The organism is Pseudomonas sp. F007 (assembly GCF_057814275.1).
Genome location: NZ_JBVATA010000001.1, coordinates 536,858 through 561,069 on the forward strand (window position 1 = coordinate 536,858; position 24,212 = coordinate 561,069).

Here is a 24,212-nt window from a genome sequence, read left to right on the forward strand (position 1 = left end):
ACAAGTTTTTCACTCTTGGTTCACAAACCGATTACAGTGCCGCGCACAAAATTAACGGTTATTTGGTTCAAGGAATGTAAGTTAATGGACTTTCTCAAGACCGCCCCCGCGCGCTTCCTGTTATTGGTGACGGGCTTGTGGCTGGCGATATTCGTTTTGACCCGCAGTGTGTTGCTATTCACTCACCTGGATGAGGCCGGCAGCGGCTTTTTCGCGGTATATGGCATTGGCCTGCTGTATGACCTCGGCTTTCTCGCCTATGCGGCCCTTCCCCTTGGCCTGTACCTGCTTCTATGCCCGCCCGCCCTTTGGCGTCGCCGCGGTCACCGCTGGTTCCTGCGCGGGGTGTTGACCGTCAGCCTGTTCGCCATGCTTTTCACCGCCGTGGCCGAATGGCTGTTCTGGGATGAGTTCGGGGTGCGCTTCAACTTCATCGCCGTCGACTACCTGGTGTACTCCGACGAGGTCCTGAACAACCTGCTGGAATCTTATCCAATCGGCACCTTGCTGGGCATTCTGGCGTTGGTCGCCTTGACCTTGAATGTATTAGTGGGCAAAGCCTTCAATGCCGCCCTCGATGCCCCACTGCCAACGGCGCGAGGGCGCCTGGCCGGAGCCCTTGTCCTGCAGGTGGCCGCTGGCCTGAGCCTGCAACTGCTCAGCCAGGGCAGCCCGCGCGCGCAAGACGGCAACGCCTATCAAAATGAACTGGCGAGCAACGGTCCTTATCAGTTCTTCGCGGCCTTCCGTAATAACGACCTCGACTACCAGCAGTTCTACAGCACGCTGCCGCCCGCCGAAGTCGCCAGCCAGGTTCGCGCTGAGCTGAGCGAACCCAACGCCCGATTTATCGGCCAGGATCCCCAGGATATCCGTCGCGAGATCGACAATCCCGGTACACCCCGTCAACCGAATATCGTGCTGGTGACCATTGAAAGCTTCAGTGCCAAGTACATGGGCAGCAATGGCGACGAGCGCAACCTGACGCCGAACCTCGACGCGCTGCGCAAACAGAGCCTGTACTTCAACAATTTCTACGCCACCGGCACCCGTACCGACCGTGGTCTGGAAGCGATTACCCTGGCTATCCCGCCCACACCGGGCCGCTCGATCGTCAAGCGCATCGGTCGCGAAAGCGGTTTCGCCAGCCTTGGCCAGCAATTGCATGCAGTCGGCTACGACAGCGTGTTCGTCTATGGCGGGCGCGGCTACTTCGACAACATGAATGCCTTCTTCAGCGGCAACGGCTACCGGGTCGTGGACCAGAGCAGCGTCCCCGAAGAAGAGATCCACTTCAAAAACGCCTGGGGCATGGCTGATGAGGATCTGTACAAACAGACCCTGAAGCTCGCCGATGCCGACTACGCCAAGCAGCAACCGTTCCTGCTGCAACTGATGACCACGTCCAATCATCGCCCCTACACCTACCCCGACGGCCGGATCGACATCCCCTCGGGCAACGGGCGCGACGGCGCGGTGAAGTACACTGACTACGCCATTGGCCAGTTCCTCGAGCAGGCACGCAGCAAGCCCTGGTTCGACAATACGATCTTCGTGTTTGTCGCCGACCACACGGCCGGCAGTGCCGGCAAGGAAGACCTGCCGATCAGCAACTATCAGATTCCGCTGTTCATTTATGCGCCGAAACTGATCGAGGCCCGGGAAAACGCGCATTTGGCCAGCCAGATCGATCTTGCACCCACGTTGCTGGGCTTGCTGAACCTGGATTACCAATCGACCTTCTTCGGGCGTAATCTGTTGCAGGCCAACTCACTGCCGCCACGGGTGGTGGTCGGCAATTACCAGCACCTGGGGCTGTTTGACGGGCAAAATCTGGCCATCCTCAGCCCGCGCCAGGGGTTACGCCGACACGATCAGGCGCTGACCGACAGTATCGAGTCCCGGGCCACGGTCAGCGATCCGCTGATTGCCCGCGCCATTACCTATTACCAAACTGCCAGTTATGGCTTCAAACACCAGCTGCTTGCCTGGAAAGCGCCCAAGGAGGGTGCTGATCAAGTCAGCGAACGCTAAACCGAAGCGCCCCGACAGGATGAGCCGGGGCGCCTTTCACTTGTTCTGGATCCCTGATGTCATCCTCTAACGCTCGTCCCGCTCCGCGCCCGTTGAATCTGTGGATTTGCCTGGGCATTCCCGCCGTGACCGCAATCACCCTGCTGTTGCTTGAACTGACCTCGCTGGACATGAGCCTGGCGCAGTTGTTCTACGACCCGCAGGCTGGCGGTTTTATCGGCCGGCACAGTTACTTCCTGGAAAACATCCTGCATGACCGCGCCAAGCAGGTAGTGATTGTGTTCTCGGTGCTGGCGGTGCTGTGTTTCATTGCTTCGTTCTTCGTAGCGCGGCTGACGCCATTCAAACGCGAACTGGGCTGCCTGGTGCTGTCCCTCGGCTTGGCCACGGCCTTTGTCACCCCGGTCAAGGCGGTGACGGCGGTGCAGTGCCCGTGGAGCCTGAAAGAGTTCGGCGGCAAGGAAACCTACAGCGAACTGCTCAGCCCGCGGCCTGCGACCGACAAACCGGGTCGCTGCTGGCCAGGCGGTCATGCCGCCACCGGTTTCGCCTTGTTCGGCCTGTTCTTCGTCCTGCGTGACCGTCGGCCAAAGCTGGCACGCATGGCCTTCGTCTTCGCGTTCGGCCTGGGCACGGTGTTTTCCATCAGCCGCATGATGCAAGGCGCACACTTCTTTTCACACAACGTCTGGACCGCCGTGTTCTGCTGGTTGATCTGCCTGGGCTCCTATTACTACGTCCTGTATCGACCAGCCGTCGCGACTGAGCTTGCTGCCAAGCCCGTTGCTTCATAAGGCAAACCAGGGGCAATAAAAAACCCCGCCTGCTTGCGCAGGCGGGGTTTTTTCGTACGGGGTAAGGCTGGCTTACATCATGCCGCCCATGCCGCCCATACCGCCCATGTCTGGCATGCCGCCGCCAACTGGAGCGTCTTCCTTGATCTCGGCGATCATGGCTTCGGTGGTGATCATCAGGCTGGCAATCGACGAAGCCGCTTGCAGAGCCGAACGAGTCACTTTGGCCGGGTCCAGGATACCCATTTCGATCATGTCGCCGTATTCGCCGGTCGCTGCGTTGTAACCGAAGTTACCTTCGCCTTGCTTGACCTTGTCGACTACAACGCTTGGCTCGTCACCGGAGTTGGCAACGATCTGGCGCAGTGGCGCTTCAACAGCGCGACGCAGCAGAGCGATACCGACGTTCTGATCAGCGTTGTCGCCGGTCAGTTCGCTGATGGCCTGCAGAGCGCGAACCAGTGCCACGCCACCGCCAGGTACCACGCCTTCTTCAACGGCTGCACGGGTAGCGTGCAGGGCGTCTTCAACGCGGGCTTTCTTCTCTTTCATTTCAACTTCGGAGCCAGCGCCAACCTTGATCACTGCAACGCCGCCGGACAGCTTGGCCAGGCGCTCTTGCAGTTTTTCACGGTCGTAGTCGGAGGAAGTCTCGGCAACCTGGGCACGGATCTGGCCGATACGTGCTTCGATGTCGCCCTGAACGCCAGCACCGTCAACGATGATGGTGTTTTCCTTGGACAGGGTCACGCGCTTGGCGTTGCCCAGGTGCTCCAGGGTGGTGCTTTCCAGGCTCAGGCCGATCTCTTCGGAGATAACGGTACCGCCAGTCAGGACGGCGATGTCCTGCAGCATGGCCTTGCGACGGTCGCCGAAGCCTGGAGCCTTGACGGCTGCAACCTTGACGATGCCACGCATGTTGTTCACAACCAGCGTCGCCAGGGCTTCGCCTTCAACGTCTTCAGCCACGATCAGCAGTGGACGGCCGGCTTTGGCAACGGCTTCCAGTACTGGCAGCATTTCGCGGATGTTGGAGATTTTCTTGTCAACCAGCAGGATCAGCGGACCGTCCAGTTCGGCAGTCATGGTTTCTGGCTTGTTGACGAAGTACGGGGACAGGTAGCCACGGTCGAACTGCATGCCTTCTACAACCGACAGTTCGTTTTCCAGGCCCGAGCCTTCTTCAACGGTGATCACGCCTTCTTTACCGACTTTGCCCATGGCTTCGGCAATGATGTCGCCGATGGAGTTGTCGGAGTTGGCCGAGATGGTGCCGACCTGAGCGATCGCCTTGGTGTCAGCGCATGGCTTGGACAGGGACTTCAGCTCTTTGACGATGGCGATGGTCGCCTTGTCGATACCGCGCTTCAGGTCCATCGGGTTCATGCCGGCAGCGACGGCTTTCAGGCCTTCGTTGACGATCGATTGAGCCAGAACGGTAGCGGTGGTGGTGCCGTCGCCTGCGTCATCGTTGGCACGGGAAGCAACGTCTTTGACCAGTTGCGCGCCCATGTTTTCGAAACGATCTTTCAGTTCGATTTCTTTGGCAACGGAAACGCCGTCCTTGGTGATGGTCGGAGCGCCGAAGCTCTTCTCGATGATCACGTTACGGCCTTTCGGGCCCAGGGTCGCTTTTACTGCGTCAGCCAGGACGTTGACACCGGCGAGCATTTTCTTGCGGGCGGAATCGCCGAATTTAACTTCTTTAGCAGCCATGATCGATATTCCTTAAATACTTGAGTAGTCGCGGGAAATTGAGCGGGGGTATCAGCCTTCGATAACAGCGAGAATCTCGTTCTCAGCCATTACCAGCAGGTCTTCGCCGTCGACTTTGACGGTGTTGCTACCCGAGTACGGGCCGAACACGACCTTGTCACCCACTTTCACGGCCAGCGCACGCACTTCACCGTTTTCCAGCACACGGCCGGCGCCTACAGCGAGAACTTCGCCGTGGTTGGCTTTTTCAGCAGCCGAACCTGGCAGAACGATACCGCCAGCGGTTTTCTTTTCTTCTTCGCTGCGACGGATGACGACGCGGTCATGCAGAGGACGAAGCTTCATTGTCGATCTCTCCTACTTGTAGTTTCAGCGGCCGGTGTGGTCCCGGCGGTGGTTGATTTCCGGCGGTGCCGGTTGCGGCTCGTCGAGCGAGACGCGGAAGTCTGTCTGGTGATTTGCACCAGAAACCTTGCGGTGACCGATACATAAGGGCGCATAAGCTTATTACAAGGGCAGTGTGGTGAAATTTTTTACTTCGCTGGGCGCTGGAACGAACACGGCACCCGAAGGTGCCGTGTGGGTACTGCAGTTACTTGGAGTCGCGGTGTTCGAACTCGCCTTCGATCACGTTCGGCTCTCGGCCCAACGGCTCGCGTGGGGCGGGGCCGCCGCGAGGTTGCAGGTCGTCGGCGAAGGCACGTTGGCGAATCGCCTGTTCCTCGGCACGCTGGCGCATCTTGTTGGCCAGCAGGCGGCGGGTCAGCGGCAGCATCATGATCAGGCCCAGCACGCTGCTGACAAAACCCGGGACGATCAACAGACCGCCACCCAGGGCCAGCATCAGGCCTTCGATCATGGTCTGGGCCGGCAACTCGCCACGGTTCAGGCTTTCACGGGCACGCAGGGCGGTGGCCAGGCCGGCGATACGCAGCACGAACACGCCGAGCATCGAGCCGAGAATGATCAGCAGCAGGGCCGGGAAAAACCCGATCGCCGCGCTGACCTTGACGAATACGAACAGCTCCAGCACCGGAAACAGCAGAAAGAGCAATAAAAAAGGGCGCATCAAATGGTTCCTCAACGCAAGAATGCCTTGCCAGTAAGTCTTAGATGATGTCGCCGTTTCGTGATTTCAAGCTTCGCTCCCTGCATTTGTTGGCCAGACTTCGGCGCGCGCCAGTAAAACCAAGGCTTCGCGCACTTGTGTCGGCGTGTTGCAGACTTGTGGGAACGGCAACCAGTGCAGCGCCTGGCCGATGCGCAGGTGCATGCCTTCGCTGTCCAGACCGACCATTTCGGCCGGTGCGTGCTTGGGCAAGCCGCTGAGTTCGACGTAATGCGCAATGGCCTTGGCGTGATCGGCGTTCATGTGCTCGACCATGCTCACCTCGGCCGTTCCGGCGAAGGGGTTGGCCAGGGTCAATTGATCGACCCAGTGAATCGCGCCAAACCCGCCGATGTAGCGATGACGCACCGGGTTGAGCACCCAGAAGTCGAAATCGTGGGCCTTGTGGTAATTCGCCGACTCCGGGAAATACCGGTAGTAGCGCCCCGCCGCCGCTTCGATCGCGGCCTCGTCGTCAATCCTTTGCGCCTCCGCCAGGTAGGTCAGGCGCCCGACAGCCTGGACATCTTCGGCTTCGCGTTCGCCCACCAGCAACGAGCATTTCGGGTCTTTTTGCAGGTTGTGTGTGTGCTGGGCAATCCGGCTGATCAAAATCAGCGGCCGGCCCTGCTCGTCCAGGCAATATGGCACCACGGAGCCGAAGGGAAAGCCGGGCATCGCCTTGGAGAGCGTCGACAAGACCCCACGGTATTCCTTGAGCAGTAATTCTCGTGCATGCTTGGCAGCTTTAACGCTCAATTTGTGACTCCTTATATAGAATCCGTCGAAAAAACGGACGAGCAGCGGGATCAAAGTCCCAGCGATGCTCTCAGGGCAATTCTCATGTGCAGCCAGGCCATATCAGGCGCAGATCGAGAGGCCTACAACAAGAAAACCACTTCGACCTGCAATTGGGGCATGCGAATGCAACTCACTGACAAAGTAATCATTATCACCGGCGGTTGCCAGGGTTTGGGCCGTTCCATGGCGGAGTATTTCGCCAGCAAGGGCGCCAGGCTGGCGCTGGTCGACCTCAACCAGGAGAAACTCGACCAGGCCGTTGCCGCCTGCCAGGCCGCCGGCGTCGAGGCTCGCGCCTACCTGTGCAACGTGGCCGATGAAGAACAGGTGACCCACATGGTCGCTCAGGTTGGCGACGACTTCGGTGCTATCCACGGCCTGATCAACAATGCCGGGATCCTGCGCGACGGCCTGCTGATCAAGGTCAAGGACGGTGAAATGAGCAAGATGAGTCTGGCCCAGTGGCAGGCCGTCATCGACGTCAACCTGACCGGCGTGTTCCTGTGCACCCGCGAAGTGGCAGCGAAGATGATCGAGCTGAAATCGACCGGCGCGATCATTAATATCTCCTCGATCTCCCGCGCCGGCAACGTTGGCCAGACCAACTACTCGGCTGCCAAGGCGGGCGTCGCGGCGGCTACCGTGACCTGGGCCAAGGAACTGGCGCGTTACGGAATCCGCGTGGCGGGCATTGCGCCAGGCTTCATCGAGACCGAAATGACCCTGGGCATGAAGCCCGAAGCCCTGGAAAAAATGACCTCAGGCATTCCGCTCAAGCGCATGGGCAAGCCGGAAGAAATCGCCCATTCGGCAGCGTATATCTTCGAGAACGACTACTACACCGGGCGGATTCTGGAGATGGATGGCGGGTTGCGGATTTAACGCGCGCCATCAAACAACTGTAGGAGCGAGCCTGCTCGCGAAGGTGTGTCAGGCACCGCGGTGTCGCCTGATGCACCTTCGCGAGCAGGCTCGCTCCTACAGGGATTTATGATTCAGATCCTTAATCGTCGCTGACGCTGATAGTCGGCATCGCTGGCGACAGCGCTTCCTGCAATACGATCCGCGCGCCGACGTGCCGCGCCAGCTCCTGGTAAACCATGGCAATCGGGCTATCCGGCTCGGCGATCACCGTTGGCTTGCCGCCATCGGCCTGCTCGCGAATCACCATCGACAGCGGCAACGACGCCAGCAGTTCGACGCCGTACTGGCTGGCCAGCTTTTCGCCGCCGCCTTCACCGAACAGATGCTCGGCATGGCCGCAGTTGGAGCAGATGTGCACCGCCATGTTTTCCACCACGCCCAGCACCGGAATGTTGACCTTGCGGAACATCTCCACGCCCTTGCGCGCATCGAGCAGGGCTAGGTCTTGAGGCGTGGTGACGATCACGGCGCCGGCCACCGGGACTTTCTGCGCCAGGGTCAGCTGGATATCGCCGGTGCCTGGCGGCATGTCGATCACCAGGTAGTCGAGATCGCCCCAGGCAGTCTGGGTTACCAGTTGCAGCAGAGCGCCGGAGACCATCGGGCCGCGCCAGACCATCGGCGTGTTGTCATCGGTGAGGAAGGCCATCGACATCACTTCGACGCCATGGGACTCGACCGGCACGAACCATTTCTGATCCTTGACCTTGGGCCGGGTACCCTCGGCGATGCCAAACATGATGCCCTGGCTCGGACCATAGATGTCGGCATCGAGAATCCCGACCCTGGCGCCTTCACGGGCCAGCGCCAACGCAAGGTTGGCAGCGGTCGTGGACTTGCCCACGCCGCCCTTGCCCGAGGCCACGGCCACCACGTTCTTGACATTGGCCAAGCCAGGAATCTGCGCTTGCGCCTTGTGCGCGGCAATCACCGTGGTGATCTCGACCTTGGCCGACGCAACACCGTCCAGGCCCTCGATGGCCATCTGCAGCATCTGCGCCCAGCCACTCTTGAACAGTCCGGCGGCATAGCCCAGCTCCAGCTGCACGCTGACGCGATCACCCTGGATATCGATGCCGCGCAGGCAGCCGGCGCTGACCGGGTCCTGGTTCAGGTAAGGGTCGGTGTACTGGCGCAGCACGGCTTCCACCGCTGCACGATTGACGGCGCTCATGGGCAACTCCGATTACAAGACTGGAAAATCAGGCGGCTATCCTACGCCGGACGCTCCCGCGTGGCGACCCGATTACAACGGCGAAAGGCCCCGCAATGGCAGCCACAAATCCGGAAACAGGCCCCGAGGGTGAAAAATAATCGCCGGCGCTTTATAGTGGCCGACCTCCGTTTCATCAAGTAGCCGAGCCCCATGTCCGAGCCACGCAAGATCCTCGTCACCAGCGCCCTGCCCTATGCCAATGGTTCAATCCACCTTGGCCATATGCTTGAGTACATCCAGACCGACATGTGGGTGCGCTTCCAGAAGCATCGCGGTCACCAATGCACCTACGTCTGCGCGGACGACGCCCACGGTTCGGCCATCATGCTGCGCGCGGAAAAGGAAGGCATCACCCCGGAACAACTGATCGCCAACGTCCAGGCTGAACACAGCGCCGACTTTGCCGAGTTCCTGGTGGACTTCGACAACTTCCACTCCACTCACGCCGAAGAAAACCGTGAGCTGTCGAGCCAGATCTACCTGAAGCTGCGTGACGCCGGGCACATTGCCACGCGCTCGATCACCCAGTACTTCGACCCGGAAAAGCAGATGTTCCTGGCCGACCGTTTCATCAAGGGCACCTGCCCGAAGTGCGGCACTGAAGACCAGTACGGCGACAACTGCGAGAAATGCGGTGCAACCTACGCACCGACCGACCTGAAGGATCCGAAGTCGGCGATCTCCGGCGCCACCCCGGTGCTCAAGGATTCCCAGCACTTCTTCTTCAAGCTGCCGGACTTCCAGGCCATGCTCCAGCAGTGGACCCGCAGCGGCACCCTGCAGGACGCGGTCGCGAACAAAATCGCCGAATGGCTGGATGTCGGCCTGCAACAGTGGGACATCTCCCGCGATGCGCCGTATTTCGGCTTCGAGATCCCGGACGAGCCGGGCAAATATTTCTACGTCTGGCTGGACGCGCCAATCGGCTACATGGCGAGCTTCAAGAACCTCTGCGCACGCCGTCCGGACCTGGACTTCGACGCCTACTGGGCCAAGGATTCCAGCGCCGAGCTGTATCACTTCATCGGCAAGGACATCGTCAACTTCCACGCCCTGTTCTGGCCAGCCATGCTCGAAGGCGCCGGCTACCGCAAGCCAACCGGCATCAACGTGCACGGCTACCTGACCGTCAATGGCCAGAAAATGTCCAAGTCGCGCGGCACCTTCATCAAGGCCCGCACCTACCTGGACCACCTGTCGCCGGAATACCTGCGCTACTACTACGCCTCCAAGCTGGGCCGTGGCGTCGATGACCTCGACCTGAACCTGGAAGACTTCGTGCAGAAGGTCAACTCCGACCTGGTGGGCAAAGTCGTCAACATCGCCAGCCGTTGCGCCGGGTTTATCCACAAGGGTAACGCCGGGGTACTGGTCGCTGAAAATGCTGCACCCGAACTGACCGAAGCCTTCCTGGCCGCCGCGCCGAGCATCGCCGATGCCTATGAGGCCCGCGACTTTGCCCGCGCCATGCGCGAAATCATGGCCCTGGCCGACCGCGCCAACGCCTGGATCGCCGACAAGGCACCCTGGTCGCTGAACAAGCAGGAAGGCAAGCAGGAGGAAGTCCAGGCCATCTGCGCCACCGGTATCAACCTGTTCCGCCAACTGGTGATCTTCCTCAAGCCGGTGCTGCCATTGCTGGCCGCTGACGCCGAAGCGTTCCTCAATGTGCCACCGCTGAGCTGGAACGATCACGCCAGCCTGCTGGCCAACCATCAGTTGAACGAGTTCAAGCCGCTGATGACCCGTATCGACCCGGTGAAGGTCCAGGCCATGACCGACGCCTCGAAGGAAGACCTCGTCGCCAGCCAGACCGACACCGGTTCCGCCGCCCCACAAGGTAATGGCGAACTGGCCAAGGACCCGCTGTCGCCGGAGATCGAGTTCGACACCTTCGCTGCCGTCGACCTGCGCGTCGCGCTGATCGTCAAGGCCGAAGCCGTGGAAGGCGCGGACAAGCTGCTGCGCCTGACCCTGGACATTGGCGACGAGCAACGCAACGTGTTCTCGGGCATCAAGAGCGCCTACCCGGATCCGTCCAAGCTCGACGGTCGCCTGACCATGATGATCGCCAACCTCAAGCCGCGGAAAATGAAGTTCGGCATCTCCGAAGGCATGGTGATGGCGGCCGGCCCTGGCGGCGAAGAAATCTACCTGTTGAGCCCGGACAGCGGCGCCAAGCCGGGTCAGCGCATCAAGTAACTGCCTGGCTGGACCGATCCCACCGTCGCGCTCGACCGCGACGGTGGGATTTTCATATCTGCCCCGCCGGATCCTGCCTAATCTTCAATTACAGGCCTTTCGCACACACCGGCACGCCATGACCGATACCCTGCTCACGCTCATCAGCACGGCCCTGATCAACAACTTCCTGTTGCACTGGCCGCTGGGCGTCGATCCCCTGTTGCAAGGCAGCCGCGACCCGCTGATGGAACGGCGCCAGGTGCATGCCCTGGGCATTGCCACCACCTGCCTGATGCTGCTCAACGGGTTATTCGGTTACGTGGCGTATCATTGGCTGCTGGTGCCGCTGGGCTTGAGTGCCCTGCACCTGTTCGTGTTTCTGCCCTTGAGCGTGCTGCTGATAACTCCCCTGCTCTGTGGGCTGACACGCGCCTTGCCGGGGCTGCCTTTCAGCGGGCTCTGGCCGTTGCTGCTGGGCAATGCCGGGGTACTCGGCTTGAGCCTGATGGGCATGCAGAACGACAGGGGCCTGGGCGAACATGCGGCGCTGAGCCTGGGCGCCGGACTGGGCTTCTGGCTGGTGCTGAGCCTGTTCAGCGATTTGCGCCAGCGTACTCTCGACAACGATGTGCCCATGGCCTTTCGTGGCTTGCCGATCGACCTGATCGGCGCCGGATTGATCGCCGTGGCCTTTCTCGGATTCAGCGGACTGATCAAAACATGAGTCTGATTCAACGCATCGACGCAGTCCTGCCCCAGACCCAATGTGGCAAGTGTGGGCATCCCGGATGCAAGCCCTACGCCGAAGGCATCGCCAGCGGCGAGGCAATCAACAAGTGCCCGCCCGGCGGCAACGAAGCCATTGCGGCACTGGCCGAATTGCTCAAGGTGCCAGTCATCGAACTGGACATCAGTCGCGGCTCGGCGCCGCCGCAAATCGCCTACATCCGCGAGGCCGAATGCATCGGTTGCACCAAGTGCATCCAGGCCTGCCCGATCGACGCGATTGTCGGCGCGGCCAAACAGATGCATACCGTGCTGATCGACGAATGCACCGGCTGCGACCTGTGCGTGGCGCCCTGCCCGGTCGACTGCATCGAGATGCGTCCGCTGACCAATGGCAGCGTGCTACCCATCGTCGGCGGCCTGGCGTCGAGCGCTGCGGAGCGTGAGGCCCGCAACGCCAAACGTGATCACGCCCGCCAGCGCTTCGAACAGCGCAATGCCCGCCTGCAGCGCGAAGAACAGCAACGGGCTGCCGAGCGCGCCGCGCGGGCGCTCAAGGCCGCTCGCCCGAGCGAAGGCACTGGCAATGCGGTGCAGGACGCCATTGCCCGGGTGCAGGCGCAAAAAGCTGCAGCAGCGGATGCCGCCCTGAAAAAAGCCAAGATCGATGTGGCGATGAGCCGGGCGCAGCTGCACAAGTCGCTGAAAGCCTTCGGTCATCCACCGACCTTTGAGCAGCAGGCGCAACTGGTTGTCCTGCAGCAGCAGTTCGAAGCCGCCGAACAGGCACTGGCGCAGCTCGAAAAAGCCGCCCCGGCCATCCCCGTGCAAGCCCCCGCCAACGACGCCGAACTGAAACGGGCAAAAATCCAGCTGGCCATGCGCCGCGCCGAGTTGAAGAAAGCTCAGGCCAGCGACGCACCGGCCGAGCAACTGGCGACACTGGCAGCGGCCTTGAGCCAGGCCGAAGCAGCCTTGCATGCCGCGGAGAACGCCAGCGATAAACCAGCGCCGACGTTAGTGCGCAAGGACAAGCGCCCGATTGACAGCCAGCTGCGGCAACTCAAGACCGAACTGGCCTACGCCCGTGCCGAGGTGAGCAAGCTCGAACGCCAGGCCCAGGCACCCGCCGAACTGTTGAGCAAAGCCCGCGCCAGGCTCAGTGAAGCAGAGCGCCAGGTCAACGATCATGTCAGTCCTTGAACCCGTGGATGATCGCCTGCAACAGGCGATGAAGCGAGTACTGCTGGCCACGCTGCCGGGGATAGTGACGCTGGTCTGGTGGTCGGGTTGGGGCGTGCTGGCCAATCTGTTGCTGGCCTGTAGCAGTGCACTGGCGGTCGAGGCCGCGGTGTTGCGATTGCGAGGGTATCCGGCTCGGCCTGCCCTGAGCGATGGCAGCGCTCTGGTCAGCGCGACCCTGCTGGCGCTGGCATTGCCGGTTTACTGTCCCTGGTGGCTAACGGTCAGCGCAGCTGCCAGTGCCATGCTCTTTGGCAAACACCTGTATGGCGGCGTCGGAAAGAATCCTTTCAATCCAGCGATGCTGGGCTTTGCGCTGGTGCTGGTGTGTTTCCCGCAACAATTCATTCACTGGCCGACTGCCCATGCAGTCAGCCTGGCTGACGGCCTGCAACAGATATTCGGCTTCAGCTTCAACAGGGTCGAGCAACCGGACGCCTGGGCCGGGGCGACCGCCCTGGACAGCCTGCGCATCAATAAAAGCCTGACCATGGATGAACTGTTCGCCAGCAATCAAGCCTTCGGACACTTCGGCGGCAAAGGCGCTGAATGGGTGAACCTGGCCTTCCTTGCGGGCGGCGTGTTTCTCCTGCAACAACGGGTGTTCAGTTGGCATGCGCCCGTGGGCATGCTCGCCAGCCTGTTCATCATCAGCCTGCTGTGCTGGAACGGCTCGGGTTCGGATTCCCACGGTTCGCCGCTGTTTCATGTGCTCAGCGGAGCCAGCATGCTCGCCGCGTTCTTTATCGTCACTGAACCGGTGTCCGGGGCCAGGAGCCCCAAGGCGCGCTTGTTGTTCGGCGCAGGTGTTGGCGTGCTGACCTACTTGATACGAACCTGGGGGGGTTATCCCGAAGGCGTGGCCTTTGCGGTCCTGCTGATGAATCTGTGCGTGCCGGCACTGGAGCGACTGGTCGCGCGCCAACCCGAGCAACCCGCACCATGAAGCGCAAACTCGGCATCCTGCTCCTGGTCCTGGTGACCGGGTTGGGCGCTGGCGCCACCTACTGGCTGCAGCAAGCCCTGGCGCCACGGATCTCGGCTGAACAGCGCTCGATCGACAACCAACGATTGCTGGATGTGCTGCCCACCGACAGCTACGACAATCAGCCTCTTGAGCAGCCCCTGGCCATCAGCGATGTGGCACTCGACAGCAGCACCTTGCTGGCGGGTTACCTGGCAACCCGCGAAGGCAAACCCTGTGCAGTGATACTGCGTAGTCGGGTGACGGGGTACGAGGCCGCCATCGAGTTGCTGATCGCAATCGACAACCAGGGCAAGCTGATCGGCGTGAAAACCCTCAAGCAAGCGGAAACCCCGGGACTGGGCGCGAAGATCGCCGCACAGCCCAACCCCTGGCTGGCCGGCTTCGATGGCAAATCACGCAATGATCCAGGCGACAGCGGCTGGGCACTGAAAAAGGATCAGGGTCAATTCGATCAATTGGCCGGAGCGACCGTCACCTCTCGCGCGGTGGTCAGCGCCGTCCACCAGGCCTTGCGTTATTTTGATGAACACCAGTCGCAATGGATGGGGAGCAACCCATGAACAGATCGGCGACGCTACAAAACTCATTGATGCTGGCGCCACTGGTCGGGGCCGCTGACAGCCTGCTGAGCGCGTTGAGCCTGACGCTTGTGTCGCTGTTGGTCGTCGGCCTCTACGGGGCGAAAATGAGCGTTGTGCGTCCGCGCATCCCGCAGCCCCTGCGGTTGCCTGCTGCGTTGGCGCTCGCCGCCACCTTGACCAGCCTGGCGATGCTGGCCGTCCAGGCCGGGGCGCTCGAACTGCAGCAACATCTGCACCTGTATCTTGGCCTGATTGCCCTGCAGTGCGTGGTCCTGGAATACAACGGCTTTTTCACGGACACCACCTTGCCCCATCGCCTGCGCCTCTGTGCGCTGTTTGCCGGCTTGATGGTGACACTGGGGGTGCTGCGCGAAGGGCTGGGACATGGCTCGCTGGCCCTGTGGCTGGCGTGGTTGGACCATCCCGGCAATGCCAGATTCGCCATTATTGCCCCTGGCGGGTTTATCCTGCTTGGGTTGCTCCTGGCCGCCAGACAGGCCTGGATCGGCCGCTCTTCCACCCATTGATTGCCCTCAAGGAAACGCTGCGCCCATGAATGCCGCAAAACGCCTGGAAATTTTCCGCAGGCTGCACGAAGACAATCCGGAACCGAAAACCGAGCTGGCTTATTCGTCGCCCTTCGAACTGTTGATCGCGGTAATTCTTTCGGCGCAGTCGACCGATGTCGGCGTCAACAAAGCTACCGCCAAGCTGTTCCCGGTGGCCAATACGCCGGCCGCGATTTACGCGCTGGGAGTGGAAGGCTTGTCGGAGTACATCAAGACCATCGGCTTGTACAACAGCAAGGCAAAGAACGTGATTCAGACCTGCAAAATGCTGGTCGAACTGCACGCGGGAGAGGTTCCGCAAACCCGAGAGGCCTTGGAAGCCCTGCCAGGCGTCGGCAGGAAGACCGCCAACGTGGTGCTCAACACCGCCTTTCGCCAACTGACGATGGCCGTCGATACGCATATTTTTCGAGTGAGTAATCGCACCGGACTGGCGCCGGGGAAGAATGTGGTCGAGGTTGAACAAAAGCTGATGAAATTTGTTCCCAAGGAATTTCTCCTCGACTCGCACCACTGGCTGATCCTGCATGGCCGCTACGTGTGCCTTGCTCGCAAGCCTCGCTGTGGCAGCTGCCGGATCGAGGACCTGTGCGAATACAAGCTGAAAACCTCCGACGATTGAGGCGCTATTGGTTTTATTGATATATCGATTGAAAAAATCTTTTTTACCCGCCAGGAGATTGTCGATATAAGAAGCGCCAATGGCACTCTAAGCCTGGAGTCAAGCGTATGAGCACTGGCAAAGAACAATTGGACGTAGAAGACGACTTCCTTCCGGTTGAGACCGATGATGGCGAGCCTCAGGTGGAAGTCGCAAAGACTAACCTGAGCAAGCGTCGCACCATCGATAATCTCCTGGAGGAACGACGTCTGCAAAAGCAGCTTGCCGATTACGACTTTGACCTGTAGCCCCTGAAAGCCTCCCGAGACGGAGGCTTTTCAATGAGCGCTCACCCTTCGCGGGATCACACCTCTTCGAGGGGCCGGGAATCAAACCAGACCATTGCGCTGCGCAAGCTCTATCAGGTCAACCAGGGAGCGTGCATTAAGCTTGAGCAACAGCCGGGTCTTGTAGGTACTGACGGTTTTGTTGCTGAGAAACATGCCATCCGCAATTTCCTTGTTGGTCTTGCCGCGCGCCAATTGCTGCAACACCATCATCTCCCTTCCGGACAAACGCTCCACCATGTCCGCTTCGCTCGCACTACCCAGCGTTGAACGTACAGAGTGCAATGCCTGGTTGGGAAAATAACTGTAGCCAGACAGTACCGCCTTGATAGCACTGAGAAGTTCGGTCAGTTCCTGCTGTTTACAGACGTAACCAAAGGCCCCTGCCTGCATGCAACGCATTGAAAAGTGGCCGGGGGTTTGCGAGGTGAGCACCAGAACCTTCATGCTGAAACTCATCGAATTCAATCGCGCAATAACCTCGACCCCATCAAGCTTGGGTATACCAATATCAAGTATCACGATATCCGGCATATGCTCCCGAGCAAGTTGCAATGCATCCACACCATTATCCGTTTCAGCAATAACTTCATAGCCATGACGCTCCATTAGCATGCGTACAGCCAGTCGAATGACAGGGTGATCATCCACGATCAGCACTTTATTCATGGGCAAGTCCAATTTTCGCTGTTCGAATTTTTAGAGCCTGCACAATAGCGTAAGCGCTTTGACCTTGGGGACCTGCCCAAGCCGGCCGAGCATACCGAGAGACGATCCCTACAAACATATAGGACCATTCCTACAGGAATTCAGAAAAAACAATGTCGCTTAAAGTTTACGAACCCGCAAATATCGCTCAACAGCTACCCCGCCACCCGAAGCAAGGCTAATCAGAATCAAACCAATTCATACTTTCGCTTAACACCAGCTGAACACTAATCTATTCTAAAAGAGCAGGAAACAATTTATCAATTTAGTTTAATGACAACAAAAACAGCACTCCATTAGTCGATCAATTCTCAACCTGAAACAGTATGGACACTGATCATGCAGAGCATTCCTAAAAAAATCGTGAACCCCATGACAATCATCGCGATATTTGCAGCCCTCTCCGAAACCTCGGCCGCTGTATCGCTGCCTTTTCTCAATGACGATGATCGGGAAATATACATCTGGTTCCTGATCAGCTTCCCGTTTTATCTGCTGTTTCTTTTTTTCATCACCCTGAACTTCAATTACAAGTCCCTGTACGCGCCCTCTGACTTTCAGAAAGGGAAACACTTCATCAAGGTGTTTGACGACACTGCTCGTGCACAAAAGAAGCCGTCCGGCACGCCGCCACCGACGGCCGAAGATGACGCTGGCAGCCCTACGATCGCCGGTAGCACGGCCCTGGCGCAGACTCCCACGAACCGCGCAGAACTCAAGAACCAACCCGATTACCTGCTGCAAAGCGCTCAAGACCCACCGGCGCAGACAGCGCTGATCAGTCGACTGGCCAATCCCCGGCTAGTGCCCCTGCCCGCGGCGGTTCACTGCATTCGCATGGTCGATGCCCGTTGGGTACGCAAAAAAAAGGACACCACGCAGCTGATGCAGAGGATCAATCAGGTCCCGCACACGCAGCAAACGCTGACGATGTTGTTGACGTGCCCGGCATCGGAGCAACTGCTCAACGAAACGCTGAAGAAGTCTGCGATCAGGGCAATGAACGCCGACGATTCCCTGTGCATGTACTACAACCTGAACACCCAGACGATAAGCGTGATCGTCCCACGCTCGGCCACTGATCAATCAGCGGTTGCAGCGGTAGACAGAAAGGACAGCGAGAATGCTTGAGATAGCCAAGTGCATGGCCAGGGTGATACGACTGCGCAAGATCAGCGTAGCCGGGAGCATCGAAACCTGTTGTGACCCCGCCTGAAACGGGGTCACAACGGCTGATCAGCGCAACATCATCAGAACAGCTTGCGGCCTTTGTTGGCAGCAATGCGCATACGCAGGGCGTTGAGCTTGATGAAGCCCGCGGCGTCCGCCTGGTTGTAGGCACCACCATCTTCTTCGAAGGTCGCGATGTTGGCGTCGAACAACGATTCGTCAGACTTGCGACCGGTAACGATCACGTTGCCCTTGTACAACTTCAGGCGCACGACGCCATTCACGTTGACCTGGGAAGCGTCGATCATCTGTTGCAGCATCAGACGCTCAGGGCTCCACCAGTAGCCGGTGTAGATCAGGCTGGCGTACTTGGGCATCAACTCGTCCTTGAGGTGAGCCACTTCGCGGTCCAGGGTGATCGACTCGATCGCACGGTGGGCGCGCAGCATGATAGTGCCGCCTGGGGTTTCGTAGCAGCCACGGGACTTCATGCCGACGTAACGGTTCTCGACGATGTCCAGACGGCCGATACCGTGCTCGCCACCGATACGGTTCAGGGTTGCCAGGACTGTCGCCGGGGTCATCTCGACGCCGTCCAGGGCCACGATGTCGCCGTTGCGGTAGGTCAGTTCCAGGTACTGCGGGGTGTCGGGAGCCTTCTCCGGGGAGACGGTCCAACGCCACATGTCTTCTTCGTGCTCGGTCCAGGTGTCTTCCAGCACGCCACCTTCATAGGAGATGTGCAGCAGGTTGGCATCCATCGAATACGGGGATTTTTTCTTGCCGTGACGCTCGATCGGGATCGCGTGCTTTTCGGCGTAATCCATCAGCTTCTCGCGGGACAGCAGGTCCCACTCACGCCACGGTGCAATCACTTTCACGCCTGGCTTGAGGGCGTAGGCGCCGAGTTCGAAACGTACCTGGTCGTTGCCTTTGCCGGTGGCGCCGTGGGAAATGGCGTCAGCGCCGGTTTCGTTGGCGATTTCGATCAGGCGTTTGGCGATCAACGGACGTGCGATGGAAGTACCCAGCAGGTACTCACCTTCATAGACGGTGTTGGCACGGAACATCGGGAATACGAAATCGCGCACGAACTCTTCGCGCAGATCGTCGATGTAGATTTCTTTGACGCCCATGGCTTGGGCCTTGGCGCGAGCCGGTTCGACCTCTTCGCCTTGACCCAGGTCAGCGGTGAATGTCACCACTTCACAGTTATAAGTATCCTGCAGCCACTTGAGGATCACCGAAGTGTCCAGGCCGCCGGAATACGCCAGAACGACCTTGTTTACGTCCGCCATGCCATCACTCCACGGGGTTCTACGGAAAGCCGCGCAGTCTACCGCTGCGCAAGGATAATTTACAGAGGCGCGACAGCTTATGACGACGAAGCGACAGATTATGTCGAGCCAGCGACGATTTCAGCGGGTTCAGGACGTGGAAGCCGTGCTTTTCGCTGAGCTGGCCTCAGGGGCAGGTGCCGGCGCCGGCTCGACACGTTCGAGCTGAACGATGACCCGACGATTTTTCGCCCGGTTCGACGCACTGACATTGGGTGCAACCGGATACTGCTCGCCGTGAAAGCGCATGGTGATCTGTGATTCCTGGATGCCATTGGCCTTGAGGTAATCCATCACTGCCAGCGCACGGCGACGCGACAGGTCACGGTTGGTCAGGCGGTTGCCGCTGTTGTCCGAATGGCCGTCGAGTTCGATGTGGTTGACCGTCGGATCGGCCTTCATGAACGCCAGCATCTGCTGCAATCGCGCCTTGGCCGATGGATCCAGCTCGATCCCACCGCCCGGGAAACCGACGGCCGCCTGCTTGATCTGGTCATAGTTGTTGGGCAACAACTTGGCCACGCATTCCTGATATTGCGCGTAGGCCGCGTTGAAGCTGACCGGCAGGACCCGCACCTCGGACATCCGCCCGTCCGCCGCATAATGCCGCACCACCGAACTGCGACCGTCCATCAGTCCGCCCATCAGGCGCCCGGCCTGCAGTTGCGAGCTGTTGAACAGCACTTCGCCACTGCCGAGTCGCACCGACCCCAGGTTGATATCCCCGCGCCCCGGCTGCCAGGGCGCGGCGGCGGCCAGCAAGGTCGCCGAGCCGCCCGTCAGCATCGGGTTGTAGGCCTTCAGGCGGAACGTCGCTTGCTCGCCCGCCCGCCGCACGAACTCGCCGGTGCCAAAATCGGCGATCGGCTGGGCCAGGCGGCATTCAAACTTGTCACCTTCGACCTTCCACTCGATGTTCTCCAGGCGCGTCTGGAACGTGAGTGCCATGGTGGGAAGACTGGCGAACACACTGAGCAAGGCTAGATAACGCTGGCGCACGGGAGGCTCCATTGATTTTTGCAGCGAAAAGGCTGACAGACATAGTTACGGCATACCTTGGGGATATCGGTCACGCGCAGCAAAACTTGATAGCGAGTGCCTGCAAGAGTCTTTTCCGGTAGCATTCCCATGAGTTTGACCCGCCTGGAATCCCCCCAATGTCCGACCGCCTGACCCTGCTGCGTCCCGACGACTGGCATATTCATCTTCGCGATGGTGCTGTGTTGCCCAATACTGTCGCGGATGTCGCGCGCACCTTTGGTCGCGCGATCATCATGCCCAACCTGGTACCACCGGTGCGCAATGCCGCTGAAGCCGACGCCTATCGCCAGCGCATCCTCGCTGCGCGCCCGGCCGGCAGCCGCTTTGAACCGTTGATGGTGCTCTACCTCACCGACCGCACGACTGCGGACGAAATCCGCACCGCCAAGGCCAGTGGTTTCGTACACGCCGCCAAGCTTTATCCGGCAGGCGCGACGACCAACTCCGACTCCGGGGTCACCAGCGTCGACAAGATCTTCCCCGCGATCGAGGCCATGGCCGAAGTCGGGATGCCCTTGCTGATCCACGGTGAAGTCACCCGTGGCGATGTCGATGTGTTCGATCGCGAGAAAATCTTCATCGATGAGCACATGCGTCGTGTAGTCGAGCGCTTCCCATCGCTCAAGGTGGTGTTCGAACACATCACCACTGCCGATGCCGTGCAGTTCGTCAACGAGGCGTCGGCCAACGTTGGCGCGACCATCACCGCACATCACCTGCTGTACAACCGCAACCACATGCTGGTGGGCGGTATTCGCCCGCACTTCTATTGCCTGCCGATCCTCAAGCGCAACACCCACCAGGTTGCCCTGCTGGATGCCGCGACCAGCGGTAGCGCGAAGTTCTTCCTCGGCACCGACTCGGCGCCACACGCCCAGCACGCCAAGGAAGCGGCCTGCGGCTGCGCCGGGTGCTACACCGCCTACGCCGCCATCGAGTTGTACGCCGAGGCCTTCGAGCAGCGTAACGCGCTGGACAAGCTCGAAGCCTTCGCCAGCCTCAATGGCCCGCGCTTCTATGGGCTACCGGTCAACACCGATCGCATCACCCTGGTCCGTGAAGAATGGACTGCCCCTGCCAGCCTGCCGTTCGGCGAGCTGACTGTTATCCCGCTGCGCGCCGGTGAAAAACTGCGCTGGCGCCTGCTGGAGGAAAACGCGTGAGTGAAGACCAATACGACGACGATCAGGAAGGTCAAGGTGGTGGTGGCCCGCGTCACCCCATGGCAGCCAGGTTCCGTGGATATCTGCCGGTCGTCGTTGACGTTGAAACCGGTGGTTTCAACTGCGCTACCGATGCCTTGCTGGAAATTGCCGCGACGACCATCAGCATGGACGAAAAAGGTTACGTCTACCCGGACCACACCTATTTCTTCCGTGTAGAACCCTTCGAAGGCGCCAACATCGAGGCCGCAGCGCTGGAATTCACCGGTATCAAGCTCGATCACCCGCTGCGCATGGCGGTGAGTGAAGAGACGGCCCTGACCGACATCTTCCGCGGCATACGCAAGGCCCTGAAAGCCAATGGCTGCAAGCGTGCGATCCTGGTGGGCCACAACAGCAGCTTCGACCTGGGCTTCCTCAACGCCGCCGTCGCGCGCCTGGACATGAAGCGCAACCCGTTTCACCCGTTCTCCAGCTTCGATACGGCGACCCTCGCCGGTCTGGCCTATGGTCAAACGGTGCTGGCCAAAGCCTGCCAGGCGGCGGACATCGACTTCGACGGGCGCGAGGCTCACTCGGCGCGCTACGACACCGAAAAAACCGCCGACCTGTTCTGCGGCATCGTCAACCGCTGGAAACAGATGGGCGGCTGGGAAGATTTCGACGACTGACCGTCGGCACTTTCTCCCACCCATGAAAAAACCGGCCGAAGCCGGTTTTTTCATGCCTTGCGCGTGGCTTACAGCTTGCCAGCGTTCTCGGACAGGTAAGCAGCAACGCCTTCTGGCGAAGCGGTCATGCCCTTGTCGCCTTTTTTCCAGTTGGCAGGGCAGACTTCGCCGTGCTCTTCGTGGAATTGCAGAGCGTCAACCAGACGGATCAGCTCTTCCATGTTACGGCCCAGCGGCAGGTCGTTGACGATCTGCGAGCGCACAACGCCCTTGTCGTCGATCAGGAACGCGCCACGGAAGGCCACGCCGCCTTCGGACTCAACGTCGTAGGCCTTGGCGATGTCGTGCTTCATGTCGGCAGCCATGATGTACTGGACCTGACCGATGCCGCCGGCATTGATCGGGGTGTTACGCCAGGCGTTGTGGGTGAAGTGCGAGTCGATGGAGACCGCGATCACTTCAACGTTGCGCGCCTTGAAATCAGCCATGCGGTGGTCCAGAGCGATCAGCTCGGACGGGCAAACGAAGGTGAAGTCCAGTGGGTAGAAAAACACCAGGCCGTATTTGCCTTTGATGGCCGACGACAGGGTGAAGCTGTCGACGATTTCGCCATTGCCGAGTACGGCCGGAACGGTGAAGTCAGGGGCTTGTTTGCCTACGAGTACGCTCATTGGATATCTCCTGGTGTAGTGCGTGAAGATCGGTACCGACGCAGTCTGTCGCGGTTGAACGACAGAATCATGAATCGGCTACCTCGAACAAAGACCGGGCATCATACACTGCGTTTTTGACTGGCCGCCATGCAGCCGTTCGTCAGACGGGCAATGGTCTGCGACGATAGCCGCGGAAACCACTTTGACAATCATTCTCGTTAACATTAAGATCCATCGCAATTGAGCCAAAAACCAGCGATGGGTTCTCACTCTATGTATGTCTGCATTTGCACTGGCGTTACCGACGGCAAGATCCGTGAAGCAATCTATGAAGGTTGCTGCAGCTATCGCGAGGTGCGCGAAGCCACCGGCGTAGCCAGCCAATGCGGCAAATGTGCCTGCCTTGCCAAGCAGGTGGTCCGCGAGACCCTCGCCGACCTGCAATTGAGCCAGGCGGCCATTCCCTACCCTGTGGAATTTACTGCAGCGTAATGACAGCATTTCAAAGAACCGGACTTCATGTCCGGTTTTTTTATGCCTGTAATTCAATCGCTTAGCGTCAGGATGCGGAACACAAACATTCTTATTCCGATTAATTTTCATATATTATTCAATAACTTAGGTTTGACACTAAGTTGATGTCGGCTCAAACTCCGGCTTATATACCGAACTTAAGGACAGGGCCCCATCATGAAAGGCGACGTAACAGTCATCCAGCATCTCAACAAGATCCTTGCCAATGAGCTGGTCGCAATCAATCAGTACTTCCTGCATGCGCGCATGTACGAGGATTGGGGCCTGAACAAGCTGGGCAAGCACGAGTACCACGAGTCCATCGACGAGATGAAACACGCGGACAAGCTGATCAAGCGCATCCTGTTCCTCGAAGGCCTGCCGAACGTCCAGGACCTGGGCAAGCTGCAGATCGGTGAACACACCAAGGAAATGCTCGAGTGCGACCTGCGTATCGAGAAGACCGGCCACGCTGATCTGAAAGTCGCTATCGCCCATTGCGAAACTGTTGGCGACTACGGCAGCCGTGAACTGCTCGAAGATATTCTCGAGTCCGAAGAAGAGCATATCGACTGGCTGGAAACCCAACTGGGCCTGATCGACAAGATCGGCATCGAGAACTACCTGCAATCGCAGATGGGCGACGACGAGTAAGTTACCGCGCCAATGAAAAAGCCCCGCTCTCCGATGAGACGCGGGGCTTTTTTATGGGCTGCAGGAGACAGGCTCCTGCATCCGAATCACGCTTGGGCGCTGGCTGCTTTCGCTACCGCATCCTTGATAGTGCTCTGCAGGGAACCGTCTGCAGCCATCTCGATCATGATGTCGCTACCGCCGACCAGCTCACCACCTACCCACAGCTGCGGGAAGGTTGGCCAGTTGGCGTACTTCGGCAGGTTGGCGCGGATTTCCGGGTTCTGCAGGATGTCCACGTAAGCGAACTTCTCGCCACAGGCCATGACGGCCTGGGCAGCTTTGGCCGAGAAGCCGCACTGCGGGGCATTCGGCGAGCCTTTCATGTAAAGCAGAACGGTGTTGTTGGCGATCTGCTCTTTAATAGTTTCGATGATATCCATGAAGCACCTCGGCTGAACTTTCCGACTCAGTTGTCGGCACGGTGGCGCA

At 59.6% G+C, this 24,212-nt stretch carries 26 protein-coding genes; 16 read left to right on the forward strand and 10 right to left on the reverse strand.

The genetic code is table 11. The features are described from left to right. Positions 1-84 precede the first annotated feature (84 nt). On the forward strand, positions 85-2,034 hold the full coding sequence (locus ACZYR5_RS02580) for an LTA synthase family protein (protein WP_489088043.1): 1,950 nt from the start codon (positions 85-87) through the stop codon (positions 2,032-2,034). 56 nt (positions 2,035-2,090) lie between these two features. Continuing rightward, entirely contained in the window at positions 2,091-2,828 is a 738-nt protein-coding gene (locus tag ACZYR5_RS02585; RefSeq protein ID WP_489088042.1) for a phosphatase PAP2 family protein, read from the forward strand. Between the two features lie 72 nt (positions 2,829-2,900). Here the strand turns inward: ACZYR5_RS02585 and groL are convergent, their stop codons facing one another. From groL to ACZYR5_RS02605, 4 genes are all read right to left on the reverse strand, one after another. Then, positions 2,901-4,544 (reverse strand): chaperonin GroEL, encoded by a 1,644-nt coding sequence (groL, locus tag ACZYR5_RS02590; RefSeq protein WP_489088041.1) that lies wholly within the window; start codon positions 4,542-4,544, stop codon positions 2,901-2,903. Positions 4,545-4,595: 51 nt separating this feature from the next. Then, positions 4,596-4,889 carry a co-chaperone GroES gene (locus tag ACZYR5_RS02595; protein ID WP_027619745.1) on the reverse strand — a complete coding sequence of 98 codons (294 nt, stop codon included), beginning with the start codon at positions 4,887-4,889 and terminating at the stop codon, positions 4,596-4,598. 247 nt (positions 4,890-5,136) lie between these two features. Beyond that, entirely contained in the window at positions 5,137-5,613 is a 477-nt protein-coding gene (locus ACZYR5_RS02600) for an FxsA family protein (protein WP_027619744.1), read from the reverse strand. Positions 5,614-5,679: 66 nt separating this feature from the next. Beyond that, positions 5,680-6,411: a HugZ family pyridoxamine 5'-phosphate oxidase gene (locus ACZYR5_RS02605; protein ID WP_489088040.1), complete on the reverse strand. Its 732-nt coding sequence runs from the start codon at positions 6,409-6,411 to the stop codon at positions 5,680-5,682. Positions 6,412-6,576: 165 nt separating this feature from the next. Here ACZYR5_RS02605 and ACZYR5_RS02610 point away from each other — a divergent pair, with 165 nt between their 5' ends. Beyond that, complete coding sequence (locus ACZYR5_RS02610; protein ID WP_489088039.1) at positions 6,577-7,335, forward strand: SDR family oxidoreductase; 759 nt, start codon at positions 6,577-6,579, stop codon at positions 7,333-7,335. A 121-nt stretch (positions 7,336-7,456) separates the two neighbouring features. Here ACZYR5_RS02610 and apbC read toward each other — a convergent pair whose 3' ends face one another. After that, on the reverse strand, positions 7,457-8,551 hold the full coding sequence (apbC, locus tag ACZYR5_RS02615; RefSeq protein WP_489088038.1) for an iron-sulfur cluster carrier protein ApbC: 1,095 nt from the start codon (positions 8,549-8,551) through the stop codon (positions 7,457-7,459). A 192-nt stretch (positions 8,552-8,743) separates the two neighbouring features. Between apbC and metG the strand changes: the two genes are divergently transcribed. The 8 genes from metG to ACZYR5_RS02655 all read left to right on the forward strand — a co-directional run bounded on the left by metG (position 8,744) and on the right by ACZYR5_RS02655 (position 15,792). Continuing rightward, positions 8,744-10,795: a methionine--tRNA ligase gene (gene metG, locus ACZYR5_RS02620; protein ID WP_489088037.1), complete on the forward strand. Its 2,052-nt coding sequence runs from the start codon at positions 8,744-8,746 to the stop codon at positions 10,793-10,795. 118 nt (positions 10,796-10,913) lie between these two features. Further along, positions 10,914-11,501 (forward strand): Rnf-Nqr domain containing protein, encoded by a 588-nt coding sequence (locus tag ACZYR5_RS02625; RefSeq protein ID WP_489088036.1) that lies wholly within the window; start codon positions 10,914-10,916, stop codon positions 11,499-11,501. Beyond that, complete coding sequence (gene rsxB, locus ACZYR5_RS02630; RefSeq protein ID WP_489088035.1) at positions 11,498-12,706, forward strand: electron transport complex subunit RsxB; 1,209 nt, start codon at positions 11,498-11,500, stop codon at positions 12,704-12,706. The genes ACZYR5_RS02625 and rsxB overlap by 4 nt, the downstream gene beginning before the upstream one ends. Beyond that, complete coding sequence (locus ACZYR5_RS02635; protein ID WP_489088034.1) at positions 12,693-13,691, forward strand: RnfABCDGE type electron transport complex subunit D; 999 nt, start codon at positions 12,693-12,695, stop codon at positions 13,689-13,691. Before rsxB ends, ACZYR5_RS02635 begins: the two co-directional genes overlap by 14 nt. After that, entirely contained in the window at positions 13,688-14,293 is a 606-nt protein-coding gene (locus ACZYR5_RS02640) for an RnfABCDGE type electron transport complex subunit G (RefSeq protein ID WP_489088033.1), read from the forward strand. Before ACZYR5_RS02635 ends, ACZYR5_RS02640 begins: the two co-directional genes overlap by 4 nt. Next, the gene (locus ACZYR5_RS02645) at positions 14,290-14,841 is read left to right on the forward strand and encodes an Rnf-Nqr domain containing protein (protein ID WP_489088032.1); all 552 of its coding nucleotides are present in this window, start codon (positions 14,290-14,292) and stop codon (positions 14,839-14,841) included. The genes ACZYR5_RS02640 and ACZYR5_RS02645 overlap by 4 nt, the downstream gene beginning before the upstream one ends. Positions 14,842-14,866: 25 nt before the next feature. Then, the gene (gene nth, locus ACZYR5_RS02650; RefSeq protein WP_489088031.1) at positions 14,867-15,505 is read left to right on the forward strand and encodes an endonuclease III; all 639 of its coding nucleotides are present in this window, start codon (positions 14,867-14,869) and stop codon (positions 15,503-15,505) included. A 107-nt stretch (positions 15,506-15,612) separates the two neighbouring features. Beyond that, on the forward strand, positions 15,613-15,792 hold the full coding sequence (locus tag ACZYR5_RS02655) for a PA3496 family putative envelope integrity protein (RefSeq protein WP_489088030.1): 180 nt from the start codon (positions 15,613-15,615) through the stop codon (positions 15,790-15,792). 81 nt (positions 15,793-15,873) lie between these two features. On the opposite strand, the gene ACZYR5_RS02660 is transcribed toward ACZYR5_RS02655, so the two are convergent. Next, positions 15,874-16,500 (reverse strand): response regulator, encoded by a 627-nt coding sequence (locus ACZYR5_RS02660; protein ID WP_489088029.1) that lies wholly within the window; start codon positions 16,498-16,500, stop codon positions 15,874-15,876. 378 nt (positions 16,501-16,878) lie between these two features. Between ACZYR5_RS02660 and ACZYR5_RS02665 the strand changes: the two genes are divergently transcribed. Next, on the forward strand, positions 16,879-17,670 hold the full coding sequence (locus tag ACZYR5_RS02665; protein ID WP_489088028.1) for a hypothetical protein: 792 nt from the start codon (positions 16,879-16,881) through the stop codon (positions 17,668-17,670). A gap of 119 nt (positions 17,671-17,789) precedes the next feature. On the opposite strand, the gene ACZYR5_RS02670 is transcribed toward ACZYR5_RS02665, so the two are convergent. Next, positions 17,790-19,007, reverse strand: a complete 1,218-nt coding sequence (locus ACZYR5_RS02670) for an argininosuccinate synthase (protein ID WP_489088027.1) — start codon at positions 19,005-19,007, stop codon at positions 17,790-17,792. A 129-nt stretch (positions 19,008-19,136) separates the two neighbouring features. Next, a complete protein-coding gene (locus ACZYR5_RS02675) occupies positions 19,137-20,045 on the reverse strand; it encodes a flagellar protein MotY (protein WP_489088026.1) in 909 nt (302 codons plus the stop codon). Between the two features lie 158 nt (positions 20,046-20,203). Between ACZYR5_RS02675 and pyrC the strand changes: the two genes are divergently transcribed. After that, positions 20,204-21,250, forward strand: a complete 1,047-nt coding sequence (gene pyrC / locus ACZYR5_RS02680; protein ID WP_489088025.1) for a dihydroorotase — start codon at positions 20,204-20,206, stop codon at positions 21,248-21,250. Then, positions 21,247-21,921 carry a ribonuclease T gene (rnt, locus tag ACZYR5_RS02685; protein ID WP_489088024.1) on the forward strand — a complete coding sequence of 225 codons (675 nt, stop codon included), beginning with the start codon at positions 21,247-21,249 and terminating at the stop codon, positions 21,919-21,921. Before pyrC ends, rnt begins: the two co-directional genes overlap by 4 nt. A gap of 68 nt (positions 21,922-21,989) precedes the next feature. Here rnt and ACZYR5_RS02690 read toward each other — a convergent pair whose 3' ends face one another. Next, on the reverse strand, positions 21,990-22,592 hold the full coding sequence (locus tag ACZYR5_RS02690) for a peroxiredoxin (RefSeq protein WP_007922432.1): 603 nt from the start codon (positions 22,590-22,592) through the stop codon (positions 21,990-21,992). A gap of 255 nt (positions 22,593-22,847) precedes the next feature. On the opposite strand from ACZYR5_RS02690, the gene ACZYR5_RS02695 reads away from it, so the two are divergent. Continuing rightward, complete coding sequence (locus ACZYR5_RS02695) at positions 22,848-23,066, forward strand: bacterioferritin-associated ferredoxin (RefSeq protein WP_489088023.1); 219 nt, start codon at positions 22,848-22,850, stop codon at positions 23,064-23,066. A 198-nt stretch (positions 23,067-23,264) separates the two neighbouring features. Beyond that, entirely contained in the window at positions 23,265-23,741 is a 477-nt protein-coding gene (gene bfr, locus ACZYR5_RS02700; RefSeq protein ID WP_489088022.1) for a bacterioferritin, read from the forward strand. A gap of 86 nt (positions 23,742-23,827) precedes the next feature. Here the strand turns inward: bfr and grxD are convergent, their stop codons facing one another. Next, entirely contained in the window at positions 23,828-24,163 is a 336-nt protein-coding gene (gene grxD, locus ACZYR5_RS02705) for a Grx4 family monothiol glutaredoxin (protein ID WP_489088021.1), read from the reverse strand. Positions 24,164-24,212 lie beyond the last annotated feature (49 nt).